The following is a 25,058-nucleotide window of genomic DNA, read 5'->3' as shown; positions in this document are numbered from 1 at the left end:
CAAAGCTCAGTCGTTACGTAGAAGACAGCCGACTCAATATAGACAACAACCGTGCAGAACGCGCAGTAAAACCATTTGTGATAGGGCGTAAGAATTGGCTGTTTAACCACAATCATCGTGGTGCAAAGGCCAGTGCTATTTTGTACAGCATCATAGAAACGGCCAAAGCCAATGGGCTAACGCCATTCGATTACATTGAACACTGCTTGGAGCAGCTATCCCATCCAAACTGTGACCTCAATAGCCTTTTACCCTGGCGCGTTAATCTAAGCAAGGCGTAGTTCACCGGACGCTTACGTTGAAACAAAGTAATCAAGTAATGTACTTCCCCAATAAAAAGGCGACCAAATGGTCGCCTTTTTGCTGTTAACTTAATCTAGGTTAAGTGAAGCTTAACCTAACTTAACCCGTGCGTTACGGAACATACGCATCCATGGGCTATCTTCGCTCCAATCATCTGGGTGCCAAGAGTTGGCAACGGTTCTGAATACTCGCTCTGGATGCGGCATCATAATCGTTACTCGGCCATCAGTGGTGGTTAATGCGGTAATCGCATTTGGCGAACCATTGGGGTTTTGAGGGTATTGGGTGGCAATAGCGCCATTACCATCAACGTAACGCAGTGCGATTGTGCCTGAGGCTTCTGCTGCAGCGAGTGCTTCAACAGATTTAAACTCAGCGCGGCCTTCACCGTGTGATACAGCGATTGGCATACGTGAGCCTTGCATACCTTCAAAGAAGATTGATGGGCTGTTTTGTACTTCAACCAAACTTGCACGTGCTTCAAAACGCTCAGAGCGGTTACGAACAAAGTGTGGCCAATGCTCACTTCCTGGAATGATTTCTTTCAGGTTAGATAACATCTGACAACCGTTACATACACCTAACGCTAATGTGCCATCACGTTCAAAGAACTGTGAAAACTCATTACGAGCGCGGTCATTAAACAGTATCGATTTAGCCCAACCTTCACCTGCGCCCAGTACATCACCGTAAGAGAAACCACCACAAGCCACTAGGCCTTGGAATTCTTCTAGGTTGATGCGACCCGATAAGATGTCAGACATATGCACATCGCGGCTTTCAAAACCTGCGCGGTCAAATGCGGCTGCCATTTCAACGTGGGAGTTAACCCCTTGCTCACGTATAATCGCCATCTTAGGTGCAACACCTTTTAAGATAAATGGCGCGGCAACGTCTTCACTTGGGTTAAAGCCTAAATCAACCGTTAGACCTGGGTCATTGGCTTGCTGTTTAAGCTCAAACTCTTCTTTGGCACAAGCTGGGTTATCACGTAATGCCTGCATGCGGTAAGTGGTTTCAGACCACATGGTGCGCAGTGCTACGCGGCTGTCACTAAATACGGCACGCTCAGCGTCAACAATAGTGATTTGATCATCTTGGGTTAGCTTGGCAACATATTGGCAAGACACGCCTACTGCGGCAAACTGAGCTTGAATATTAGCTGAGTCAGCTTTAGATACCTGAATCACCGCGCCTAATTCTTCATTAAACAAACGCTCAAGGTCTGTGCCTTTAAGTGCTGCTAAATCGATATTTAGACCGGTATTACCCGCAAAGGCCATTTCCACTAGTGTAGTGAATAAACCACCATCACTGCGGTCATGATAAGCAATGACTTTTTGCTCAGCCACTAACGGCTGAATCACTTCAAAGAAGCCACGTAAACTTGCAGCATCATCTAAGTCTGGCGCCACATCACCTAACTGGCTGTAAACTTGCGCTAAACAAGAACCGCCTAAACGGTTTTGACCATTGGCCAAATCAATCAGTAACAGCTCTGTATCGCCTTTATTTGTGCGAAGCTCTGGCGTCACTGTGTTGCGAATGTCTTTAACCACACCAAATGCGGTGATAACCAGCGACATTGGTGAAGTAACGGCTTTATCTTCACCGGCTTCATTCCACGCGGTTTTCATCGACATTGAGTCTTTACCCACTGGAATAGTTAACTCAAGCTCAGGACAAAGCTCTTCACCGACTGCTTTTACTGCTTCGTAAAGACCGGCATCTTCACCAGGGTGACCTGCTGCCGACATCCAGTTAGCTGATAATTTGATATTTTTGAATGAACCAATATCAGTACCCGCAATGTTTAAGATTGATTCAGCAACGGCCATACGAGCAGAAGCGCCAAAATCAAGTAATGCTAATGGGGTACGTTCACCAATCGACATGGCTTCACCGGCGTAGCTGTCATAACTTGCTGCAGTTACGGCGCAATCAGCAACAGGTACCTGCCAAGGGCCAACCATTTGGTCGCGGTTAACTAAACCGGTTACCGAGCGATCACCAATGGTGATAAGGAAAGACTTATCGGCCACGGTTGGTAAATGCAAGATGCGCGATACTGCTTCTTTAAGGTCGATATTAGCGGTTTCAAGCGCTGGGAACTCAGCATTAGCAGTAACCACATCGCGGCTCATTTTAGGTGCTTTACCTAATAAAACCTCAAGGGGTAAATCAATTGGCTTGTTGTCAAAGTGGCTATCTTCAAGGGTAAGGTGCTGCTCTTCAGTCGCATCACCTACCACAGAAAACGGCGCACGTTCACGCTCACAAATTTTCTTGAAAGTGTCTAAGTTTTCAGGTGCCACTGACATTACATAACGTTCTTGAGATTCGTTACACCAGATCTCAAGTGGGCTCATGCCCGGCTCATCTGATGGCACGTTACGTAAATTAAACAGTGCGCCACGGTCAGCATCATTCACCAGCTCAGGGAAGGCATTTGATAAACCGCCCGCGCCCACATCGTGGATAAATTGAATTGGGTTGTCATCCCCCATCTGCCAGCAGCGATCGATCACTTCCTGACAACGACGTTCCATTTCTGGATTTTCACGTTGTACTGAAGCAAAATCTAAATCTTCACTTGATTGACCTGATGCCATTGATGACGCCGCGCCGCCGCCTAAACCAATGTTCATTGCAGGGCCGCCAAGTACAATTAGCTTAGCGCCAACGGTGATTTCGCCTTTTTGAACATGGTCTTCACGGATGTTGCCTAAGCCACCAGCTAACATAATAGGTTTGTGGTAACCGCGTACTTCAACACCGTTATGGCTTGATACTTCTTGCTCGTAAGTACGGAAGTAACCCACAAGGGCTGGACGACCAAATTCGTTGTTAAATGCTGCGCCGCCTAATGGGCCTTCAGTCATAATTTCAAGTGGCGTTACAATACGGCTAGGTTTGCCGTAGTCGCCTTCCCATGGCTGCACAAAGCCTGGGATTTTAAGGTTTGATACGCTAAAGCCTGTTAAACCTGCTTTAGGTTTTGAGCCACGACCGGTTGCGCCTTCATCACGGATCTCACCGCCTGATCCTGTTGCAGCGCCCGGATAAGGGCTAATTGCTGTTGGGTGGTTATGGGTTTCAACCTTCATCAACACGTGCATTGGCTCGGTGTGATAGTTATAAACGCCATCTTGATCAGGGAAGAATCGACCCGCAACTGAGCCGGTCATGACCGCGGCATTATCTTTATACGCTGATAACACGTTGTCTGGGGTGACTTCGAAGGTGTTCTTAATCATTTTGAACAATGATTTAGGCTGAACTTCACCATCGATAGTCCAATCTGCATTGAAAATCTTATGACGACAATGCTCTGAGTTTGCCTGAGCAAACATCATTAGCTCGATGTCGTTAGGGTTACGGTTTAAGCGCACAAAGTTATCAACTAAGTAGTCGATTTCATCTTCTGCTAACGCTAGGCCTAATTGCACGTTTGCCACTTCAAGGGCGCGGCGACCTTCAGCAAGAATATTAATACTCTTGAACGGTAGCGGCTCAGTGCGTTCAAACAGCACTGATGCTGCAGCAAATTCAGGTAAAATCACTTCAACCATACGGTCGTGGATTAAGCCTTTAACTTGCTCTAGCTGCTGCGCTGTTAATGATGCGCCTGCAACATAGTAGGCAATACCGCGTTCTAGGCGTTTTACTTTGCCTAAACCACAATTTTGGGCGATGTCGGTTGCTTTAGATGACCAAGGAGAAATCGTTCCAGGGCGAGGTGTTACAAATATCAATGATCCTTCTGGAGCATGAGATTCAATTGCAGGTCCGTAAGTTAGAATGGTTTCAAGTTGCTGATATTCTTTATCATCAAGCTTGTCACTTAAATCGGCTAAATGGACATACTCAGCATAAATTTGCTCAACAGGAAGCGCTGCTGTTTCACAGGCCTCCATAAGCTTTTGAACTCTAAAAGCTGAAAGTGCTGGGGCTCCGCGAATGATCTCAATCACGTCAATTCACCTTATTAATTATAATGGCAGGGTAAGAATTGGCGCTATTATAGGGAATCACACCCTATAAATCACCCACCAAGGCGCGTGAGAACAGTGTTTCCCGTTAACGAAAACAATCAATTTAAATAACAGATTAAAGCGCTTAAAATTTAAGCGTTAATTCGCAATTAAAAGCCATTTATCATTTGGTTTTCTTTAATTAATTCAACCGTATATTTTAATCAGCCTGAGCCGGTTTCTAGGTGAAATAGCAAACTACTGCTAAAATATCTAAAGCGCTGACATTTTTTAAAACGGTATTATATTTTCAGGTCCAACATTTAATAGTGCACAGCCCCTAATACCAATAGCTTACAGATGGATATGACCAAACTTTTAACGATTATTTCATTCAGCTTTTTACTGGTGGCCTGTGAGCCATCGAGGTTTGAAGTCACTGAACTTGTTGAAACCTCCCCCAAACGTACCGTTTTAAAGGTAGGGACGCTTTACGGCTCGCAAACCTACCTCAACTCAGATCAAGGCGAGAGTGGTTTTGATTATGAAATGGCGGCAAAGTTTGCAGCATATCTTGATGTGCCATTAGAAATGGTGCCCTACACCCACAGGCAGCAATTATTTGCCGCGCTGCGAAATGATGAAATTGATATTGTTGCCGCCGCAATTACTACCACCCAAAACCGCCGTGAACAATTTTTACTGGGGCCAGCTTTATATGAGGTCAATCAAGTATTGATTTATAAAACCGGCACTCAAAAGCCCAGAGATCTTGATAATCTGAACGGTGATATTTATGTCATCTCTGAGTCAGCAGCGGTGGATACATTAACCAGCTTGCAGCAATCACACCCAAAGCTTAAATGGCAGCAAGTGTATGACAAAGATAACGAAGAGTTGTTTTCTTTGGTGGCGAAAGGCGAGTTGCTTTATACGGTGGCTGACTCTAAAAGTCTGCGAATAAATCAGCGCTATTTACCTGAATTACGGGGCAGTATTGTCTTAGATGATAAAACTGACGTTGTATGGTTATTGCGCCCCAATGGCAGCGACCGCTTAATGGGCTCGTTATTGTCGTTTTGGCATCAGCAAAAACGTAATGGCACCCTTGAGCATTTAAATGAAAAGTATTTTGGCCATGTTAAGCGCTTTGACTATGTTGATACCCGCGCGTTTATTCGCGCTATTGATAATGTGCTACCTGAATACCAAGCCTTATTTGAAAAGCATGCAGGCGATCTCGACTGGCGTAAAGTGGCCGCAGCTGGTTATCAAGAGTCCCATTGGAACCCAAAAGCGCGCTCACCCACAGGCGTTCGCGGCATGATGATGCTCACCCAGCCAACTGCAAGCTCTGTGGGCGTGGATAACCGCCTCGATGCTGAACAAAGCATTCGCGGCGGCGCCATTTATTTGCAAAAAATGATCGACCGTTTGCCAGCATCAATCCCTGACAGCCAGCGTATTTGGTTTGCCCTTGCCTCCTATAATGTGGGTTTAGGCCATGTGGAAGATGCCCGCAAAATAGCCCAAGGTATGGGTAAAGATCCCAGTGCATGGCGAGATGTCAAAGAGGTCTTGCCACTGCTGCAACAACGCAAATATTATCAACATACTCGTTATGGTTATGCCCGCGGTAATGAAGCGGTTCATTATGTGGAAAACATCCGCCGATATTACGACACCTTAGTGTGGGTCGATAGTCAAAATAAACAGCTTGAACTTATGCAGCAACAAGCAGAAAATGACACCACAGGCCAAGCTAAGACTTCAGCCAATGATGATAAAAATCCCGAAGATATTGTAAAATCAGCGGCGCAATAAAAACGTCACTTACTGGCTTTACACTGTCTAGGGTAACTTTTTAAGCGTCATTTTTTGCTAGTAAGCAAATGAGGATTGTTGCTAAACCCATTTTAGATTTGCAGTGAACCGGGCAGCGATGGTTTGTTTTCGAACGTTATTTATGCTCGCTTTAACTAATATAAAACCTCACCAATGTAGTAAGGCTTAACATGAGAAGAAATACTAATAACAGTGCTCGTCGTCGTAATGCTATCAAGCTTAAACAACGTAAAATGCTTAACCGCCAGAAATTATTTTTCGCCTTTTTGCAGCAACAAGTCTGATTGCTGTTTCAGTAACTTTTTAAGTGCTTTTTTTTCTTCTCTGCGGCGTTTAAAAAAAGCACTTAATTGCCCTGCACACTCGCTCGCTAATACCCCAGACGTCACCTCTAGCTGATGATTAAAATCAGCATGCTGAACTAAATTAACCACACTGCCAGCGGCGCCGGTTTTTAAATCGTCTGCGCCAAATACCAGTCGTTTTATTCGGCTATGCACCATAGCGCCAGCGCACATGGAGCAAGGCTCTAGGGTGACATACAAGGTGGTGTCTAACATGCGGTAGTTTTCAAGCACCTGCCCTGCGGCGCGAATACATTCAATTTCAGCATGGGCGGTGGGGTTATGCTCGCAAATACTTAAATTAAAGCCACTAGCAAGCAACTCATCATCTTTAACCAAGACTGCGCCCACGGGCACCTCACCTTTGGCTTCTGCTAACCTAGCTTGCTCCATTGCCACTCGCATCCACTTTTCATCAATAGCTGTTTGTTCAGCGGTCAGCTCGGTTTCAACTAATTGACCGAGTTGATTGATCTGCTTATTCACTAGCTCAGGGCTAGGCTCAGTTTCAGGCTTGGTTTCAAGATTTGCATCAATGATAGGACCTGCAATGTCAGTAGATGTTGGCATGGGGGCTCGATATTTGATAAAGCTTTAGTTATAAAAAAGTTGTAAAACAATCGCAATAAAAATAGCTGTAAAACAGTTAGATTGAATTGGATTGAGTTAGATTGAATTGGATTGAGTGAGATAGTTTAAAACAAAAAAGACGCCGAAGCGCCTTTTTGTTTATTCAGCAATATCTAAATGGGTTATTCCCATTCAATGGTTGCCGGTGGCTTACCTGAAATATCGTAAACCACACGTGAAATACCATCGATTTCATTAATAATGCGGTTAGATACACGACCTAGGAAGTCATAAGGTAAATGTGCCCAGTGGGCTGTCATAAAGTCGATAGTTTCAACTGCGCGCAGCGATACTACCCAATCATATTTACGACCATCGCCCATAACCCCGACAGAGCGAACGGGTAGGAATACGGTAAATGCTTGGCTGACTTTGTTGTAAAGGTCGGCTTTGTGCAGCTCTTCAATGAAGATAGCATCCGCTAAACGCAGTAAGTCACAGTATTCTTTTTTCACTTCACCTAAAACACGCACACCCAGACCCGGTCCAGGGAACGGATGACGGTAAAGCATGTCGTATGGCAGACCAAGCTCTAAACCAATTTTACGCACTTCATCTTTAAACAACTCACGTAATGGCTCAACTAGCCCCATTTCCATATCATCTGGCAAGCCGCCAACGTTATGGTGCGACTTAATCACATGGGCTTTGCCTGTGGCGCTGCCTGCTGATTCAATCACATCTGGGTAAATCGTGCCTTGTGCTAACCATTTTGCATTAACGCATTTCTTTGACTCTTCATCGAAAATCTCAACGAAAACGCGGCCAATGATTTTACGTTTAGCTTCTGGCTCTGCTTCGCCAGCCATTTGCTCTAAGAAACGGTGCTCAGCATTAACGTGGACAATATTCAGTCCGAAGTGATCGCCAAACATTTCCATGACTTGGTTGGCTTCGTTTAAACGCAGCAGACCGTTATCAACAAATACGCAGGTCAGTTTGTCGCCAATAGCGCGGTGTAATAGCATGGCCACAACCGATGAATCTACACCACCTGACAAACCTAAAATTACTTCATCGTTACCAATTTGTTTTTTAAGTTTTTCAATAGCATCTTCAATAATTGATGATGGTTTCCAGTTGGCAGGACAACCACAGATCTCTAAAGCGAAATGCTCAAGCATGCGCTTACCTTGACGAGTGTGGGTCACTTCTGGGTGAAATTGCACCCCGTAGAAATGCTTATCTTCATTGGCCATCGCAGCATATGGGCAAGTGTCAGTTTTAGCGACAGTAACAAAACCTTCAGGGATTTCAGATACTTTATCGCCGTGGCTCATCCATACATCCAGTAATGGCTTGCCTGTTTCACTGATGGCATCTTCAATGCTTTTGAATAAGGCTGATTCTGTTTGCAGTTCAACCTGCGCGTAACCGAACTCGCCTTCGCCAACACCTTGGATCACTTTACCGCCAAGCTGCTCAGACATGGTTTGCATGCCGTAACAAATACCTAAAACAGGTACGCCAGCATTGAACACATATTCTGGTGCCCGTGGTGAGTTAGCAGCGGTAACGCTTTCAGGGCCACCGGCTAAAATGATGCCGTTAGGAGCAAAACCTTTAATTTGCTCTTCAGATACATCCCAAGCCCAAAGCTCACAATAAACACCGATTTCACGAATACGGCGGGCGATTAACTGCGTGTATTGCGATCCAAAATCTAGGATCAGGATTTTATGCTCATGAATGTTGCTCATGGGTTACCTTATATCTGGTTTGATCTAGTAGGTGTACTTCAATTTCATCTACTGATTGAAATTGAAAAAAAGGCGCTCAACTGAATGAGCGCCTTATTTAATGATTAAGTGCCGCTACGATAGTTCGGCGCTTCTTTACTGATGGTGACATCGTGCACATGAGACTCGCCCATGCCTGCTGAAGTAATTTTAACGAACTCGGCTTTTTCATTTAATTCTTTAATGGTGGCACAACCAGTAAGACCCATACATGAACGTAAGCCGCCCATATGCTGGTGAATAATCTCTTTCAGTTTACCTTTGTAAGCAACGCGGCCTTCAATACCTTCTGGTACTAATTTGTCAGCGGCATTGTCACTTTGGAAATAGCGATCTGATGAACCTTGAGTTTGGGTCATAGCGCCTAAAGAGCCCATACCGCGGTATGACTTATAAGCACGGCCATTGTATAGCTCAGTTTCGCCCGGCGCTTCATCAGTACCTGCGAACATTGAACCTGCCATGATACAAGATGCACCTGCTGCTAAGGCTTTTGCTAAATCACCTGAAAAACGAATACCGCCATCGGCAATAACCGGAATATCAAGATGCTTAACTGCCGCTGCAGCGTCAGATACTGCAGTAATTTGCGGCACACCCACACCGGTTACGATACGCGTGGTACAGATTGACCCAGGGCCAATACCCACTTTAACCGCATCAACGCCAGCTTCAACTAAGGCTAATGCGCCTTCAGCTGTTGCAACGTTACCGCCAACAATTTGTAAATCAGGGAATGATGCGCGTGTATCCCGAATACGTTGCAAAACGCCTTCTGAGTGACCATGTGATGAGTCAATCAAGAGTACGTCAACACCGGCTTTAACCAATGCAGCAATACGCTCTTCGTTACCAGCACCTGCGCCTACTGCGGCACCTACACGTAAACGACCTAACTCGTCTTTACATGCATTTGGTTTACGTTCAGCTTTTTGGAAATCTTTAACTGTGATAAGGCCTTTTAGCTTGAAGTTAGCATCAACCACTAGCACTTTCTCAACGCGGTGAGAATGCATTAATGTTTGTACTTCATCTAACTTAGTGCCTTCTTGAACCGTCACAAGACGATCTTTTGGGGTCATGACTTGTTCAACGGTCATGGTCCAGTCAGTAACGAAACGTACATCACGGCCAGTAATAATGCCCACAAGTTCACTTGCGTCATTAACCACTGGGTAACCAGCAAAACCATTGCGCTCTGTTAATTGCTTAACGTCTGCTAAGGTTGTTGAAGGGTTTACCGTGACGGGTTGCTGAACAATACCCGCTTCGTAAATTTTAACTTTACGAACTTCTTCAGCTTGCTGTTCAATGGTCATATTTTTATGAATAAAACCTAAACCACCTTCTTGTGCCATCGCGATCGCTAAGCGAGCTTCAGTTACGGTATCCATAGCTGCAGAGACAATTGGGGTGTTTAATTCTATTTTTCTAGTCAGACGTGTTTTGAGAACAGCGGTATTTGGGAGGACGGTTGAGTGAGCAGGCACCAGTAGTACATCATCAAATGTTAGTGCGTCATTTCTTAATCTTAACATGCAACATCTCCCAGAAAGTGTAGGGTTTAGAAAGGGTAAATATTGCGGCGGGATTATACCTTGCATATTGGGGTTGGTAAATGGAAAATAGTCAAAAGTTCCGATTGGGTGGCCTAAATTGATGAAAAGCTCAAAAAATAATGTTTACTCCGTTTCGCGATTAAACGGTGAAGTCCGCCAGCTGCTTGAAGGAGAGCTTGGTAAGGTCTGGCTAAAGGCCGAAATCTCGAACTTTGTTTCCCCAAATTCAGGTCATTGGTATATGACTTTAAAGGACAGTCGCTCACAAATTCGTTGTGCGATGTTTAAAGGTCGTAATCAATCAGTCGCCTTTAGACCAATTAATGGACAACAGGTTTTAGTTAAAGGCGCCATCAGTGTTTACGAGCCCCGCGGCGATTATCAATTACTATTAGAGTCGATGTTGCCTGCGGGTGATGGTTTGCTGGCACAGCAATATGAGGCGCTTAAGCTCAAATTAGCCGCGGAAGGCTTATTTGCAACAGAAACTAAGCGTCCTTTACCGAAAAACATTCAACGAATAGGTGTGATTACCTCTGCCACTGGCGCTGCCATTCGCGATGTAGTGCATGTGTTATCGCGGCGCGATCCGTCCATTGAAGTGGTGATTTACCCCACTCAAGTACAAGGTGCTACTGCCAGTAAATTAATTATCGATGCCATCGCTACCGCCAACAAACGTCTTGAGGTTGATGTGCTGCTACTCACCCGTGGCGGCGGTTCACTAGAAGATTTATGGTGCTTTAACGATGAAGACTTAGCCCACGCGATTTATAACAGTGCATTGCCCGTAGTGAGCGCTGTGGGCCATGAAATTGATACCACCATCAGTGACTATGTGGCTGATGTAAGAGCGCCAACGCCTTCAGCTGGGGCTGAGTTGTTATCCGATGATAAAGGCAATAAAAGCCAAAAATTGACTGCAACTTTCGCGCGTTTAAGGCAAGCCTATCGCCATTACATATTGCATCAAAGCACTCAGTTAGCAGAGCTTAGCCACCAGCTGCAAAGACAAGATCCTAAAAGGCAGCTACAACAGCTTGAGCAACGTTTTGATGAAATGCAGTTAAAACTTGAATCTGCGTTGCAGCACAAACTGGCCCGCGCCCAAATGAGGCAGCAGCAATTAAAAAGTCGTTTGCAGCAGCAATCACCTGTGCACAAGCTAACGCTTGAGCAAAACAAAATGACTTATCTAAGTAATCGCTTAAATGAAGCGATGAAAATCCGAGTTGATAACGCCAGTAAGCAACTCAGTTACTGCGCCCATAAACTGGAAACCGTAAGCCCGTTAGCCACTTTAAGCCGTGGTTACAGTATTACTAAAGACAGTGATGGCAAGGTGGTTGAAGATGCGAGCCAAGTCAGCTCAGGTGACTTACTGGTTACTCAGCTACATCATGGTGAGATTGAGTCCCTAGTTAAGTAAATAGTTAAGTAAATAGTTAAGTAAATAGTTAAGTAAATAGTTAAGTAAATAGTTAAATAAATGGCTAAATAAAAATAGTGCAATAAATTGATTACCCTCAACGACCTCTTTGAATAAGAATCGTCGTTGAGGTTAATAGGCTCATGACGTCATACTTTTTCTTCTCATTATGAGCAAACCTATAGCTACAATTAACATGACACCTGAGGTGCTACCGCCACTAACAATCACTTCTGTTTCTATGATTTCTTCTTCAATATAAACCGTATCTCTATCACTACTTTCCAGCGGTAAGGCATATAAGCTATCAGCCTCTTCACTACTGATGGTGGCAACAATATCCTCATAACCCACCTCATATAAATCAATCAGTACGTCGTAATAATCGGTTCTGTAGCCTTGGGCTAAGGTGGTTAGCACCTCATAACTGTCATCTTCAGCTTCACCATAAATGGTAAAGATATCGGTAGAGTAATAATGCTCCCACGGACCGCCATTTCGGCTTAAATACAATTCGGCATACACATTCGCAGGCTCGCCAACACTAAAGCCGTAAACATCAGCATCAAAGGTCACGGTAAAAGTTTGATAAAAACCATCTTGATCAAAATCATCATATAAATGGCTATAGGCCTGATAAATCGTAAAATCCCTAAGCCCCGGCTGCACATATGCCATAGAGGCAGTATTGTTTATGGCATTATTGCTTAGGGTATTTTTAGGCGCAGCTTGTGATGTGGTTTGTTTCGATAACTGTGATGACTGCGATAACTGCTTGATACGCTCTGAACGCTCAACAGCTCGCGCAGGCTCAAGCTGCTTGGCATGATTCATCAATGCGTTAATACGCTGCGGGTCAACCGTCACTTGATTTGGCTTTTCTGAGGCCGTTAATTGTCGCCCTTCGCTGCTCACTCGCACTTTTGCTTCAGTTGATAAAGCTGCCGCATCAGAGGCGATAGCTGCGTGCATAAACCCGCTCATCGATAAAAGCACTGCTGTCGTCAGCGACCATTTTGAAATAGATAAAGTCATCATAATCAATCCTTGTTTTAATGCGCTTGATTAAACCTGCTTTCTATTTAAGTGCATTGAAAATGAATATAAGCTGAACACGTTCAGCTAGAATTCATCAACGCCATTGGATAATGATTAAAACAACTGCTGCGAGATGAACAATTTTGATAGCGAAACGCTATTTCTATATTGCAGCAGATCTTTTACACTGATGACTGATTTCAAAGATAAATATTCAACTGGACTTGGCAAATGAGCAAAGTAACAACGAAATTACGCATTCCGCTGGCTATCTTAATATTGAGTTTTCTCAGTATCGGGTTGGTTCAGGCTGCGCCAGTTTCGAGCCATTGGAATCAACAAGGCATCCATCAGCGTGCTTATCAAGCACCTAATCAACATGCGCCCAATCAAAAAACACGTAATCAGTCGAAAAAGTTAGCGGTTAATAGCTCTCAGCAGGCTGCGCAACTGGCCAAGAGACACTACTCGGCTAAAGTGCTGTCGGTGCAATCCACCTCAGTGAACGGCTCTCCTGGCTATCGAGTAAAACTACTGTCAAATAAAGGCATGGTGTTTTACGCCACCGTCAATGCCCGTTCAGGCTCAGTGTCAAGAAACTAATGTTTAACTGTAATCGCTTTAACCGCCATCGTTGCCAAAGCTTAATTTTTAGCAACTAAATTCAAGAGGCTAGCCATGAGAATATTATTAGTTGAAGATGATTTAGGCTTACAACGCAATCTCACTGAGCACCTTCAAGGGGCTAATTACAGTGTTGATATTTCATCTGATGGCGAAGACGGATTGTTTCAAGCCACAGAGTATCAATATGATGCCGCGATCATCGATGTGGGGTTACCTAAAATTGATGGCCTGAGCTTAATCACCCAATTACGTGACAAACAAATTGATTATCCTATTTTGATTTTAACCGCCAGAGATGGCTGGCAAGATAAAGTACTGGGGTTAGATTCTGGCGCAGATGATTACCTCACCAAACCTTTTCAGCCAGAAGAATTAGTTGCCCGTCTCAATGCATTAATCCGCCGCTCTGCAGGGCAAGCAAGCCCAGTAATCAGCAATGGCCCTTTTAGCCTTAATACCCGCACCTTAGCGTTAACGCATTTGCAGCAGTCGGTGATTTTAAGTAGCTCAGAGTTCAAACTGTTTGAATATTTTATGATGCATCAAGGTGAAGTGATTTCTAAACCCACCTTAATTGAACATATTTACGATCAAGATTTTGACTTGGATTCTAACGTCATTGAAGTGTTTATCCGCCGCTTACGTAAAAAGCTCGACCCTGATAACCAATATAAATTAATTGAAACCTTGCGCGGCCAAGGCTATCGCTTACGCCAGTTAAGTAAATAACCTTGTGATGAAAAAGCCATTAACTTTGCCTCGACTCGCGCTCTTTAACTCCTTAAAAGTAAGGTTGATGCTCAGTGGCTTAGTGTTAATTGTGGTGTTACTACCGCTCATTGGCGTAGCGGTTAATAACGCCTTTAAACATCAAATTGCCCAATCGATTAATAACCAGTTAAAAGCCTATGTGTATTCGGTGCTAGCAGTGGCTGAAGTTAAAGATGATAAAGTGGTAATGCCCAATTATTTATTGGAAAATCAATTTAATATCATCGGCTCGGGTTTGTATGCACTTATCACTTCAAATTCAGCCTCAGGCGTTAATGAAGTATGGTCATCAGAATCTTTTTTAGGCTTTACCCTGCCTCAACTGCCAATACCGGCCATGGGCGAAGGCAAGCTCACTCAAATATTGTTTGATGATGACATTAGCCATGAACCCAATAATCATGTGGTATATAGTTTTACTGTTTCTTTTGAAACAGATGAAAAACCGATGCAAATAACGGTTCATATCATTAAAGATGACGCCGATTTTCAAAGGCAAATTAGTGAGTTTAGCAACACCCTATGGACATGGTTAGCAGTGTTAATGGTGGTACTAGCCTTGATACAGGCCATATGGTTGCTGTGGACATTAAAACCGTTAAACCGATTTACCCAAGAGCTCACGTTAGTCGAGCAAGGTGAGCAAACTCGCATTGAACAAAACTACCCTATAGAGCTCAACGCGGTGGCAAAACAGCTCAATGTGCTATTAAAAACCGAGCAACAGCAAAGGCAGCGTTATAAAAATGCCTTAGCCGATCTAGCCCATAGTTTAAAAACCCCGCTAGCTGTGCTGCAAAGCCAAAAAGACTTAAGTGCCGACTCGAAAGAGCAAGCCAGCAATATCAATAACATCATTAGCTATCAGCTCAATAAAGCCAAAACTAGCGGTAATAAGCCTTGGCATTTAGGGGTTAAAGTGGATGATGTCGCCAGCAAGTTAATCAGAACCTTAAGTAAAATATACCAACAGCAACACCTTGATATCGATTACCAAGCCCAAGCCAACATGCTATTTAAAGGCGAAGAAGCAGACTTAAGTGAAATGCTTGGCAACCTGTTAGACAACGCCTGTAAAGCCGCTAAGGCCCAAGTTTGCCTTAGCGTAATGCAAACCGATAACCAATTACACTTTATCATTGAAGATGACGGCAAGGGCCTAAGCTCAGAGCAGCAGCAAGGTATTTTTGAACGTGGCATCAGAGCCGATACCTACCAACAAGGTCACGGTATTGGTTTAGCCATAGTGCGTGATATTGTCGAAAGTTATCAGGGGCAATTAAGCGTTGGTGCCTCTGACACTTATGGCGGCGCTAAATTCACCATCACATTTAATGACTAGCTTTTACCATTAACGGCTTAATTAACTCAAAATAAATCCCCAGCTTTCATCTTGTGTTCATTTTCACTTCGTTATCCTATATCTAACATTCAAAAACTGCCTTTCTCAAAAAGGAGTTGGAGACGATATGATATTCATCAATACGACATTTAATCGCATCAGAACAAGCTTAGTTGCCGTGTGCATTATGCTTTCTCCTGCGGTACTTGCGGCCACTGACAGTGGCGCACAAACACTGGCAAGCGATCAAGCCTACAGTCAAGATACTGAACAGCAATTGTCTGAAGCGCCGCTGGCGCAAATGCTTGCACCTATTGCCTTGTATCCAGATAGTTTGTTAACCCATATTCTGATTGCCTCTACCTACCCGCTAGAGGTAGTACAAGCCCATCGCTGGCAGCAAGAAAATAGTCAGCTAGATAGCGAACAGAAAATGCAGCAAGCCGAGCAACAGGATTGGGACCCTAGCGTCATGGCATTGGTGGCCTTTCCCACTGTGCTTGAAAAGCTTAATGAAGATCTTGATTGGACGCAGGAGTTAGGTGAAGCATTTCTGCAAGATGAAGAAATGGTATTAGCCAGCATTCAAACATTGCGCCATCAAGCCGATGAAGCCAATAGTTTTGATGATATGGAAAACATGACCATCACCCGTGAAGAAAAGCAGATCATTATTGAGCCTGCCCGTACGGAAGTGGTTTACGTTCCTTATTACGACCCAAGAATTGTTTACGGTAGCTGGCGCTGGCATGCATACCCACCAGTGTATTGGCGTTATCCGTCTTATGTGCATTATCGCCCAAATCGCCCAATTTATTGGGGGCCAAGTGTTTACATTAACTTTAACTACTTCTTTGGCGCGGTGCATTGGTCAAATAGACGCGTGGTGGTGATTAATCATCATAAGACTCGTTACTATCGTAAGCCCCATAAGATTGCCTATAGCCAAGGCTCACACCGCTGGAAGCACAAACCGGCTCATCGCCGTGGGGTTGCTTATAAAGCGCCGAGAGTAAGCCATAAGTATGATCGTGCCCGTTATAATAACAGCCACAAGCTCGCTCATACTCAAAAACCTGCTCATAAAGGTAAGCCTGCACAGCTGCATAACTCTAAACCAAGCCATATAGCAAAGCAGCAACGGGTGAATAAAGCATTAAAAAATAATCATAATGCTAAGCCGAGCTATAGCGCTAAGCCCAGTGCTAAGCCAAGTACTAGACCCAGCACTAGACCGAATACTAGACCGAGCACCAAACCCAGTACTAAGCCCAGTACTAGACCAAGTAATACCAATAAAATCCATAATGGCCAGCATGATAAAGCCCTGAGAATGGCAAATAAATCACAGCCGAGCAACAGGCAGGTTACTAATAGACAGGCTACTAATCGACAAGCGAGCAGCAAACCAACTGTTAATAAACAGCAAAGTAGCAAGCACTATAGCCAAACCGCGCGAGTGAATAACAACCGTAGCTATAGCACCCAAAACCATAGCTCTCAAAACCGTAGCGCCAAACCGCAGCAAAGAGCGAGTAATGTATCTCACAACAATCGTGCTGGTAGTCGCTCAAGCAGTCATCACTCGTCGTCTAAACAGCGAGTGAAATAAGCAGCACTTTGGCTTAGTCAAAAGCTGAGCCAGAAGTTGAGGCAAAACTGAGTCTGAAATAAACAAAAAGCCTGAATCACATTCACTGTGACTCAGGCTTTTTATATCTCAAGAGTAAATAAATTGAGTTTAATTGGGTAACACAATCTTGACCTTTAGCCCTTGAGGCTTAGCTTGATGAAAACTCATATCACCTTGATGCAACATAATAATGAGCTGACAAATGGATAACCCTAGCCCTGCACCTTGGGATACATTTTCATCAACCCGATAAAAACGGTTCTTAGCTAAATCAATTTCGCTTACAGACATGCCTATGCCTTGATCAATGATATTAATAACGCATTGGTTAGCATCTTGCTCAGCGCGAATGCTAATAACCGATTCTTTAGGGCTGTATTTACAGGCATTTTCGATAATATTTTTTAATACTAATTCAAGATAAAAGCTATCAGCTTTAACGGTAAGTCCCTTCGGGATATCAAGCTGCCACTGATAATCGGCCACAATATGCACTAACTGATTAATCACATTATCAATTAGGCTTTGTAAATCGCATTCAGTTTTATTAATCGCTTCAATGGCATCAACCCTTGAGAGCAATAGCAACTGCTCAACAGTATGACTCATGCGCGTAATGCCCTGCCCCATGGCTTGGGTGTAAGGCATTGCTTGTTGCTTTAAGCTTTCATCGGTTGATGCATTAATCACGTTTTCTAAACCATCGCCATGAAGTTTAATGATGGCTAAAGGAGTTTTTAACTCATGGGCGGCATCAGCACTAAAGCGACGTTCGCGGATCATCATATCGGCAATACGGGCTAAATAACGGTTAAGAGCCTGCTGAATTGAAATAAGTTCAGATGGTAAGCGGATATTAATGGGCGCTAAATCTTCGGCGCTGCGATAAGCTAAATGACGTTCCAGTAGCTTGATGGGCTTAAATAAGTAGTAAGTCACCAATAGCATGATCAGCAACATGATAGGCGCAATAATTAAAGGTGAGCGCCAGCTATTGGCGTTAATTTTATCCACTAACTCTTGGCGCACATCATCACGCTGAGCAGTCACAATCCACACCTGTTGCGCCGTTGAAAACAAGCTGTACACATGCCAAGTGTGCTCACCGACTGCCTGATAGGCATAGCCGTGGTTAAAATCCGTTAGCGGTTTTACACCGGTATTATCTGAGTATGCGAGTAACTCACCTGCTGCGGTAAACAATTGAAACGACAGTTTTCGCTCGTAAGAGAGGGTTTCTACCTTAGACTGTTCGGCAAAGGTTTCTATTTCAGACTCTGACACATGAAAGCGAATAGGCTGCTCAATCAAAGTGGCCACTTTGGCGGCAGTAAGCCTTTTGACATAAAACAAATCCAGCACTTTGGCGGTTTGTACCATTTCAGCATCAAATAGCTCTTCTATCTCGTACATGGCATCGCGGCTACTCAGCACACTGGCAACCGATACGGTCAGTAAGATCCCGACTAACATCAATAAACTAAGGGAGAAACGTAACGAAAACATAATATCCTTTTATGATCTGCTGACCATTAATGCTTATTGAATTTCAGCTAAAATATAGCCAATGCCTCTAACGGTTTTAATCAGTTCTGGGGCCATTTTTTTACGTAAATGATGAATATGTACTTCAATGGAATTACTGCCTACTTCATCCCAACCATAGGTTAATTGCTCAAGCTGGCTGCGGGTTAGTACTCGCCCTGCTGATTGGGCAAACTCCAATAACAATTGATATTCCCGCCGTGGCAGGTTGATTAATTGCTCTCGAAAATGGACTTCGCAGCGAGTAAAATCAATGGTCAGGGCGCCGAAACTAAATTGATTGTTATCTAAGCCGTGTTGGCGTCTTACTATCGCTCGCAGTCTGGCGACGAGTTCCCGCACATCAAACGGTTTACTGAGATAATCATCAGCGCCAATGTCTAAACAGTTTAAGCGAGTATCAAAATCCGTATTGGCGGTAAGCACAATAATCGGCAAAGATACTCCCGCTTTACGCCAGTGCTTTAATAAATCTTCGCCATTGCCGTCAGGCAAACCTAAATCAAGAATAATGGCGCTAAAATCTTCATTATCCAGCGCCGCTAACGCTTGGTTATAAGAACATAAGTGATCCACTTGGATCCCTTCTTTAGCCAAACTCAATACCACGCCTTGTGCTAATAACTGATTGTCTTCGACTAACAATACCCGCATCGGTTATTCCCTTATTGTTTTTATTATGACTAAAGAACGATTTAAGCTTATCTAAACACTTTAAAGTCAACACCTTGCTCACTCAAAAAGGCTTCAGCAGCAGCGCCTTTTAACATTGCCATGGTCGATAGCATTCCCGCGGTAACGCTATTTGGCCCTAATACCGTCACTGAAAGCGGCGCTTGCTCCACCGGATATCCGGTTCGAGGATTAATAATATGGCCATAGCGTTTACTATCCACTTCAATGTAGCGCCGAGTGGTGCCGCTAGTGGCTAATGCGCCTTGGCGTATGGTTAACAGCGCCGCGGCATTATCCAGTTGCTGCGGGTTTTCAATCCCCACTTGCCAGCCATCTGGGTTAAGAATAGGGCAGGCGATATCGCCGCCAAAATTCACTAGCACAGAGATCTCAGGCCAACGCTTGCTGAGTAATTGCGCGGTACTATCCACCGCATACTCTTTGCCTATGCCACCAAAATCTAAACTCATTGCTGCAGGCATAGTCAATTGGCTATCAGTAAAATCAATGGCGCTAAAATCCACCAGCTTTAATGCCGATTTAATCGCGCTGACTGCTGGCACTTGATGGCTACCATCAAAGCGCCACAACTTCATTAAAGGACCCGCGCTGATATCAAAAGCGCCGTCACTTAATTGATAACATTGCTGGGCAAATTGCAGTAAATGCGCGGTTTCAGCATCAATGTTAACCGCCTGCCCTTGGGCATTATTGAGTTGCCAAACAATATTAGCTTGTAAAAAACGGCTATATTTACGCTCTATTCTACTGGCTTCAGCCACCGCGATATTTAACATCTGCTGGGCAATGCGCTCATCATCCAGTCGCATTAACATTTCACATGGACTTGCCATGGCGCTAAATGAACCTAAAAAGCCCCAAGGGCGACGTGTAAGCGTCGCGACCTGTGGGGCCTTAGATGTAGCGGCTTGTGATGTAACAGCGGCTTTATTTAACAATTTCAATAACTCTGATGTTTTGCGTTTATTTATCTTAAGACTATTTATTTAAAACGAATAGCTTATTTGAGCTACGATTGCTTTCACCGATGGAAATAAATCCTGATTATTTAACTCACCAGGGATATCTGTGCCGTTGTTTTCAGGGTTTTGCTGATAATACTCAATACGATAACTCAGTTCATGGCCGCCAGATAAGCGATGGCCAAACTTAAGCCCTACCGTATAAGCAGACATGTCACCAATGCGATAATCCGCACTGGCATACTCAGGTAATACTGCTTCTGTGCGCAAAAATGGCTGATAAAACTCAGCAGCTTGCTGCTGGTAATAACGCAAATGCAGCTGGCCATATAAGCTTGGGGTAAAGTAATAGCGATAATGGGTTTCTAAAGTGTGCGCTTGAATATCCCAGTCATCAGTATTGTAGCGATAAGAGAAATCAATCACCCCTGAGTCCAATGCGCCTTTTGCTAACAAGAAAACACTGTGCTTAGTGCGCGAATCTGGGCGGTTTTCGTAGCGATAACCATGGGACTCACCATTACCATCGACCACACTGAGAATTTTATAGGGATCGGTCATATAGCCCGACACACTTGAAAAGCCGTAGTTAGCTTGCATTAACCAATTGCGATTCAAAATTTGGGTCACACCTAGCATGACATCAGCGGTTTGCTTGGTGTCATCACCGTCTAATCGAGTGGCGTCAAATGCAGCTTGAAAGGCATCATCGCCATCATAATCACCGCGAAATACCATTTCTGATAACGCCACAGGACGACCGCCCACTGGATCAACAGTATCATTAGTATAGGCACCCGATAAGGCAAGAGTGGTGTTGTTTTTGTTAAAACTGCGCTCCACACCCGCATTTAAGCCTAATGATAAATAATCGTATTCTTTAGAGCCATAAACACCCAAGTTAACCGTCCAGTCAGGATTTAAAATCTCCTGCCAATTGGCACTTAACTGCACTCGAGTATCTTGGAACGTATCGTCAAGGGGCGTTTCACCTGGGGCGACCGTATACTCTCCTTTGCCTGAAGGTCGTGTAAAGGTTTGGCTGATGGATTGTGCTACAGCGCCAGAGGCTGAAGCGCCAGTTAAGCTGTCGACAACGATTTTCATATCGAGCAGCGAATCTTCACCAAAGGCTTTTTGCACATTACCAATAGCTTCAACGGCTTGTACACGGTCTTGCTCACCGTAATACATAATGGCGGCATCGACCTTCCAATCATCGTTTGCCGGTACGGGCTCTTGTGCGCTAGCTTGTTGTGATAACAAACTGCAGCTAGCCATGGCCAATGCACTAGCGATGCTTTGTTTCGGCGTTAGTTTCGAAGTTAGTTGCATCCACAACCTCCGCCAGCTAATGAGCGTCCGCCACTGGTGCCTTCTTTACTGAAGTAAATATGGTCATCTAATGCTAAATCTAACTTTTCATTATTAAGTGCCATATCGGCGCGGGCAAATTGATCCTTTTCCCACGGCTCTACCCCTAAACTCGAACAGCCCGCTAAACTGCTGATAATCGACAAGGCAAATAACAGCTTAATGTATTGCTTAAAACTCGATATTTTCATCGTTTTACTCCTTTAACAACAGTTGAATTTCTTGCTCGTAAGCAGGCTTGTTCTTGTCAAAAAAACCAACATGACGCTGCACTAATTCACCTTGGCGGTTAAATAAATAGCTACTTGGCATACCGGGTAAATCAAACTCCCTTGCCACATCCCCATCTGGATTAAAGCGTAAATTAAAATTAGCGGGAATTTTAGTGAGAAACTCATGGGCTAACTCAGTATCAACATCAAGATTGATAGCAACCACTTCAAAGCCTTGCTGCTGGTATTTGGCCTGCATCTGGTTCATCCAAGGAAACGACTTACGACATGGACCGCACCAAGAGGCCCAAAAATCCACATACACCACTTTGCCAGCAAACTCTTGCAAGCTGGTTTCAGTGCCCTCTTTGGTGAGTACAGTATGATCAAGTGAAGGCGCGGCAAATAATGGGCCGCTAAAGGCCAATGTGAGTAACAGACTCGCTAGTAATGATCGCTTCATGGAGACTCGCTTTGTTAGTTTTAATTTTTGAGGTGTCATGAATGACTGACTTGTAAATGATTCAATATCATCCAAGTTAAATCTTCAATCTTAAGGTTTCATTAAGCATTGTGATAAATAAGTTTAACAGAGTGTTAATGCAAGCGGTGAATAGATGACGATGATAGAGATGAACAGGCAAAATTATGTTTGATTCATCACAGCACTATGGCTAACGCTGTGATGCTTGAAAATCTGCGATTGATTTAGCCGCCAATAATTCTTGAGACTAAACCTTTATCGTGAGTAAATTCGGCCAATAAAATTCCGGCTAAATGCAAACTGATAAACGGGATAAAATACCATAAGGCAAGTTTATGCACGGTTTCAGCTTGGTGTTCAATGGACTCTGGGCCAAATTCAATCAACAAACCTGTGGTGACCGATAACCCAATACCCAGATAAAATAACCAATACACCCACGCTTGAAATTTTTCACGGCCGCTAGCCTGTTTACTGAATGCGCTAGGGTATTGTAAGCCGCATGTTGCCATGTAGATAAACCGCAGCGACACAAAAACAGCCACCGCATAGCCAAAATAAAGATGCCACTTAAACATCACATTACGAATGCTTTTAGCAATAATAATGGCTTGTTTATCACTGATGAGTAAATCCAGCTGCAATAATCCTTGCTGGATCATCTCGGCCATATGATTTTTTTCCATCCAGCCTAAACGCAGTAAGATGGTTAACAGCATCACCAACATTGACAGCGCAAGCCCCCAATGCAAAAGACGATGGATAGCAGGAAAGTGGCTGTGAGTACTCATAAAAACCTCTTAGCTTAAAGTAAATATTCACTATAAGAGCTGAAACTTAACATTCGCTTATGCTAGATCATTGCGGGTTTCACCTTACCAAGCCAATAACACTCAATAACTGTCGATAACTGTCGATAACTGTCGATAACCTCGGTTCAAATACCTCAGTTCAAATACCTCAGTTCAAACACAAGTAAATCAGAGACATAAAAAAACCTGAATCACTTTGCAGTCATTCAGGTTTTGGGTAACTCACAGAAAATAAATTATTTTTTGCGGCTATTAATGTGGCTCATTGCGCGCTTACGGCGACGCTCTTGGCTAATGGTTAGCTTTTCATGACGGCCTTCAAATGGGTTAGCCCCTTCTTGGAAGCGCATTTGAATCGGCGTACCCACAACTTTCAATGAACGACGGAAGTAGTTCATCATGTAACGCTTGTATGAGTCAGGTAACTTGCTAACTTGGTTACCGTGTACCACAACGATTGGTGGGTTATAACCACCGGCATGGGCATACTTAAGCTTCACTCGGCGACCATGTACTAATGGTGGCTGATGATCATCTTGTGACATTTGCATAACGCGGGTCAACATTGAAGTACTTACGCGGCGCGTTGCACTGTCATAGGCTTCTTCAATAGACTCGTATAAATGACCAACACCTGTGCCATGCAGCGCTGAAATAAAGTGAATGCGGGCAAAGTCGATAAAACCTAAACGGCGATCTAACTCACTTTTAACGCTTTCTTTAAATGCTTGGTCAAGACCATCCCATTTATTCACTGCAAGTACAATTGCACGGCCAGCGTTAAGCGCAAAACCAAGTAGACCAAGATCTTGCTCTGTAATACCGTCTTGCGCATCAATCACTAACAAGACAACGTTAGAGTCTTCAACCGCTTTCAGGGTTTTAATCACTGAAAACTTCTCAATCACTTCATGTACTTTCGCGCGGCGACGCACACCAGCAGTATCAATTAATACGTATTGACGACCTTCACGTTCCATTGGAATGTAAATACTGTCACGGGTCGTACCTGGCGCATCGTAAACAACCACACGCTCTTCACCTAAAATACGGTTAGTTAGCGTTGATTTACCCACGTTAGGCTTGCCAATAATGGCAAGCTTAATTGGTAAGTTTTGCAGGCGCTCTTGTTCAGCTTCGGCTTCTTCTTCAGTGTACTCGCGTACATCTTCAACTTCTTCACCGTCTTCTTGGCGAGTAATACCCATAGCTTCAGCATAAGGCGCTAAAGAGTATTCAATCATATTGGTAACACCGCGACCTTGCGCTGCTGCCATTTGATAAACTTCACCTAAACCTAATGACCAAAACTCAGCACAGGCTGAATCTGCATCAATACCATCAACTTTGTTAGCAACAACAAAGGTGGTTTTATCACGGCTACGTAAATGCTCAGCAATCGCTAAATCAGCTGCTGTTAAGCCAGCACGAGCATCAGTTAAAAATAGCACCACATCTGCTTCTTCAATCGCTGCTAGCGATTGTTCAGCCATCTTAGTTTCAATCCCTTCTTCAGTGCCATCGATACCACCAGTATCAACCACAATGAATTCATAACCAGCTAAAAACGCACGTCCATATTTACGGTCACGAGTTAAACCAGGAAAATCGGCGACTAGCGCATCTCTTGTGCGAGTAAGGCGATTAAATAAAGTTGACTTACCAACATTAGGTCGCCCCACAAGGGCCACTACAGGGATCATGATTTTGCCTCTAAAAACTTTAAAATAAAAAGCCCC

At 44.0% G+C, this 25,058-nt stretch carries 20 protein-coding genes; 7 read left to right on the top strand and 13 right to left on the bottom strand.

The genetic code is table 11. From position 1 onward, the window contains the following. Window positions 1–281 (top strand): transposase (locus BM739_RS16835; protein ID WP_139326905.1); only part of this gene is annotated, 281 nt, incomplete at its 5' end. Between the two features lie 111 nt (window positions 282–392). Here BM739_RS16835 and purL read toward each other — a convergent pair. Beyond that, entirely contained in the window at window positions 393–4,274 is a 3,882-nt protein-coding gene (gene purL / locus BM739_RS16830; RefSeq protein ID WP_076542745.1) for a phosphoribosylformylglycinamidine synthase, read from the bottom strand. A gap of 369 nt (window positions 4,275–4,643) precedes the next feature. On the opposite strand from purL, the gene mltF reads away from it, so the two are divergent. After that, complete coding sequence (gene mltF, locus BM739_RS16825) at window positions 4,644–6,101, top strand: membrane-bound lytic murein transglycosylase MltF (RefSeq protein WP_076542742.1); 1,458 nt, start codon at window positions 4,644–4,646, stop codon at window positions 6,099–6,101. A gap of 272 nt (window positions 6,102–6,373) precedes the next feature. Here mltF and tadA read toward each other — a convergent pair whose 3' ends face one another. The 3 genes from tadA to guaB all read right to left on the bottom strand — a co-directional run bounded on the left by tadA (window position 6,374) and on the right by guaB (window position 10,373). After that, on the bottom strand, window positions 6,374–7,036 hold the full coding sequence (gene tadA, locus BM739_RS16820) for a tRNA adenosine(34) deaminase TadA (RefSeq protein WP_083698204.1): 663 nt from the start codon (window positions 7,034–7,036) through the stop codon (window positions 6,374–6,376). A gap of 182 nt (window positions 7,037–7,218) precedes the next feature. Beyond that, a complete protein-coding gene (guaA, locus tag BM739_RS16815; protein ID WP_076542725.1) occupies window positions 7,219–8,796 on the bottom strand; it encodes a glutamine-hydrolyzing GMP synthase in 1,578 nt (525 codons plus the stop codon). A 104-nt stretch (window positions 8,797–8,900) separates the two neighbouring features. Continuing rightward, window positions 8,901–10,373 (bottom strand): IMP dehydrogenase, encoded by a 1,473-nt coding sequence (guaB, locus tag BM739_RS16810; protein WP_076542723.1) that lies wholly within the window; start codon window positions 10,371–10,373, stop codon window positions 8,901–8,903. Window positions 10,374–10,494: 121 nt separating this feature from the next. Here guaB and xseA point away from each other — a divergent pair, with 121 nt between their 5' ends. Beyond that, window positions 10,495–11,823: an exodeoxyribonuclease VII large subunit gene (gene xseA / locus BM739_RS16805; protein WP_076542721.1), complete on the top strand. Its 1,329-nt coding sequence runs from the start codon at window positions 10,495–10,497 to the stop codon at window positions 11,821–11,823. Between the two features lie 141 nt (window positions 11,824–11,964). Here the strand turns inward: xseA and BM739_RS16800 are convergent, their stop codons facing one another. Then, window positions 11,965–12,861 (bottom strand): choice-of-anchor H family protein, encoded by an 897-nt coding sequence (locus tag BM739_RS16800; protein WP_076542719.1) that lies wholly within the window; start codon window positions 12,859–12,861, stop codon window positions 11,965–11,967. 231 nt (window positions 12,862–13,092) lie between these two features. Here BM739_RS16800 and BM739_RS20280 point away from each other — a divergent pair, with 231 nt between their 5' ends. From BM739_RS20280 to BM739_RS20275, 4 genes are all read left to right on the top strand, one after another. Further along, window positions 13,093–13,464 carry a PepSY domain-containing protein gene (locus BM739_RS20280; protein WP_175609545.1) on the top strand — a complete coding sequence of 124 codons (372 nt, stop codon included), beginning with the start codon at window positions 13,093–13,095 and terminating at the stop codon, window positions 13,462–13,464. 75 nt (window positions 13,465–13,539) lie between these two features. Beyond that, a complete protein-coding gene (locus BM739_RS16790) occupies window positions 13,540–14,217 on the top strand; it encodes a response regulator transcription factor (protein WP_076542717.1) in 678 nt (225 codons plus the stop codon). A 67-nt stretch (window positions 14,218–14,284) separates the two neighbouring features. Then, a complete protein-coding gene (locus BM739_RS16785) occupies window positions 14,285–15,601 on the top strand; it encodes an ATP-binding protein (protein WP_254843572.1) in 1,317 nt (438 codons plus the stop codon). Window positions 15,602–15,728: 127 nt separating this feature from the next. Continuing rightward, window positions 15,729–17,213: a DUF3300 domain-containing protein gene (locus BM739_RS20275; protein WP_254843571.1), complete on the top strand. Its 1,485-nt coding sequence runs from the start codon at window positions 15,729–15,731 to the stop codon at window positions 17,211–17,213. A 129-nt stretch (window positions 17,214–17,342) separates the two neighbouring features. On the opposite strand, the gene BM739_RS16775 is transcribed toward BM739_RS20275, so the two are convergent. The 8 genes from BM739_RS16775 to der all read right to left on the bottom strand — a co-directional run bounded on the left by BM739_RS16775 (window position 17,343) and on the right by der (window position 25,022). After that, window positions 17,343–18,740, bottom strand: a complete 1,398-nt coding sequence (locus tag BM739_RS16775) for an ATP-binding protein (protein WP_076542713.1) — start codon at window positions 18,738–18,740, stop codon at window positions 17,343–17,345. A 33-nt stretch (window positions 18,741–18,773) separates the two neighbouring features. Next, the gene (locus tag BM739_RS16770; RefSeq protein ID WP_076542711.1) at window positions 18,774–19,433 is read right to left on the bottom strand and encodes a response regulator transcription factor; all 660 of its coding nucleotides are present in this window, start codon (window positions 19,431–19,433) and stop codon (window positions 18,774–18,776) included. 47 nt (window positions 19,434–19,480) lie between these two features. After that, window positions 19,481–20,308, bottom strand: a complete 828-nt coding sequence (locus tag BM739_RS16765) for an FAD:protein FMN transferase (protein ID WP_083698203.1) — start codon at window positions 20,306–20,308, stop codon at window positions 19,481–19,483. Window positions 20,309–20,461: 153 nt separating this feature from the next. Beyond that, entirely contained in the window at window positions 20,462–21,772 is a 1,311-nt protein-coding gene (locus tag BM739_RS16760; RefSeq protein ID WP_076542709.1) for a DUF3570 domain-containing protein, read from the bottom strand. Continuing rightward, window positions 21,763–22,002, bottom strand: a complete 240-nt coding sequence (locus BM739_RS16755) for a DUF4266 domain-containing protein (protein WP_076542707.1) — start codon at window positions 22,000–22,002, stop codon at window positions 21,763–21,765. Before BM739_RS16755 ends, BM739_RS16760 begins: the two co-directional genes overlap by 10 nt. Before the next feature lie 4 nt (window positions 22,003–22,006). Beyond that, on the bottom strand, window positions 22,007–22,486 hold the full coding sequence (locus BM739_RS16750) for a TlpA disulfide reductase family protein (protein WP_076542705.1): 480 nt from the start codon (window positions 22,484–22,486) through the stop codon (window positions 22,007–22,009). A 245-nt stretch (window positions 22,487–22,731) separates the two neighbouring features. Further along, on the bottom strand, window positions 22,732–23,298 hold the full coding sequence (locus tag BM739_RS16745) for a cytochrome b/b6 domain-containing protein (protein WP_076542703.1): 567 nt from the start codon (window positions 23,296–23,298) through the stop codon (window positions 22,732–22,734). 257 nt (window positions 23,299–23,555) lie between these two features. Next, window positions 23,556–25,022, bottom strand: coding sequence for a ribosome biogenesis GTPase Der (gene der, locus BM739_RS16740; protein WP_076542701.1), 1,467 nt, complete (start codon window positions 25,020–25,022; stop codon window positions 23,556–23,558). Between the last annotated feature and the right edge of the window lie 36 nt (window positions 25,023–25,058).

The organism is Shewanella sp. UCD-KL21, from assembly GCF_001957135.1.
Classification (GTDB): Bacteria; Pseudomonadota; Gammaproteobacteria; order Enterobacterales; family Shewanellaceae; genus Shewanella.
This window is presented reverse-complemented; position numbering and strand designations above follow the sequence as displayed.

Excerpts from the sequence above, each read along its gene's own strand:
- BM739_RS16785 (WP_254843572.1), top strand. The coding sequence starts at position 14,285 with ATGCTCAGTGGCTTAGTGTTAATTGTGGTGTTACTACCGCTCATTGGC.
- BM739_RS16790 (WP_076542717.1), top strand. The coding sequence starts at position 13,540 with ATGAGAATATTATTAGTTGAAGATGATTTAGGCTTACAACGCAATCTC.
- mltF (WP_076542742.1), top strand. The coding sequence starts at position 4,644 with ATGACCAAACTTTTAACGATTATTTCATTCAGCTTTTTACTGGTGGCC.
- BM739_RS16765 (WP_083698203.1), bottom strand. The coding sequence starts at position 20,308 with ATGGCAAGTCCATGTGAAATGTTAATGCGACTGGATGATGAGCGCATT.
- tadA (WP_083698204.1), bottom strand. The coding sequence starts at position 7,036 with ATGCCAACATCTACTGACATTGCAGGTCCTATCATTGATGCAAATCTT.
- BM739_RS20275 (WP_254843571.1), top strand. The coding sequence starts at position 15,729 with ATGATATTCATCAATACGACATTTAATCGCATCAGAACAAGCTTAGTT.
- BM739_RS20280 (WP_175609545.1), top strand. The coding sequence starts at position 13,093 with ATGAGCAAAGTAACAACGAAATTACGCATTCCGCTGGCTATCTTAATA.
- BM739_RS16750 (WP_076542705.1), bottom strand. The coding sequence starts at position 22,486 with ATGAAGCGATCATTACTAGCGAGTCTGTTACTCACATTGGCCTTTAGC.
- xseA (WP_076542721.1), top strand. The coding sequence starts at position 10,495 with ATGAAAAGCTCAAAAAATAATGTTTACTCCGTTTCGCGATTAAACGGT.
- BM739_RS16745 (WP_076542703.1), bottom strand. The coding sequence starts at position 23,298 with ATGAGTACTCACAGCCACTTTCCTGCTATCCATCGTCTTTTGCATTGG.
- der (WP_076542701.1), bottom strand. The coding sequence starts at position 25,022 with ATGATCCCTGTAGTGGCCCTTGTGGGGCGACCTAATGTTGGTAAGTCA.
- BM739_RS16755 (WP_076542707.1), bottom strand. The coding sequence starts at position 22,002 with ATGAAAATATCGAGTTTTAAGCAATACATTAAGCTGTTATTTGCCTTG.
- guaA (WP_076542725.1), bottom strand. The coding sequence starts at position 8,796 with ATGAGCAACATTCATGAGCATAAAATCCTGATCCTAGATTTTGGATCG.
- BM739_RS16775 (WP_076542713.1), bottom strand. The coding sequence starts at position 18,740 with ATGTTTTCGTTACGTTTCTCCCTTAGTTTATTGATGTTAGTCGGGATC.
- BM739_RS16760 (WP_076542709.1), bottom strand. The coding sequence starts at position 21,772 with ATGCAACTAACTTCGAAACTAACGCCGAAACAAAGCATCGCTAGTGCA.
- BM739_RS16770 (WP_076542711.1), bottom strand. The coding sequence starts at position 19,433 with ATGCGGGTATTGTTAGTCGAAGACAATCAGTTATTAGCACAAGGCGTG.
- BM739_RS16800 (WP_076542719.1), bottom strand. The coding sequence starts at position 12,861 with ATGATGACTTTATCTATTTCAAAATGGTCGCTGACGACAGCAGTGCTT.
- guaB (WP_076542723.1), bottom strand. The coding sequence starts at position 10,373 with ATGTTAAGATTAAGAAATGACGCACTAACATTTGATGATGTACTACTG.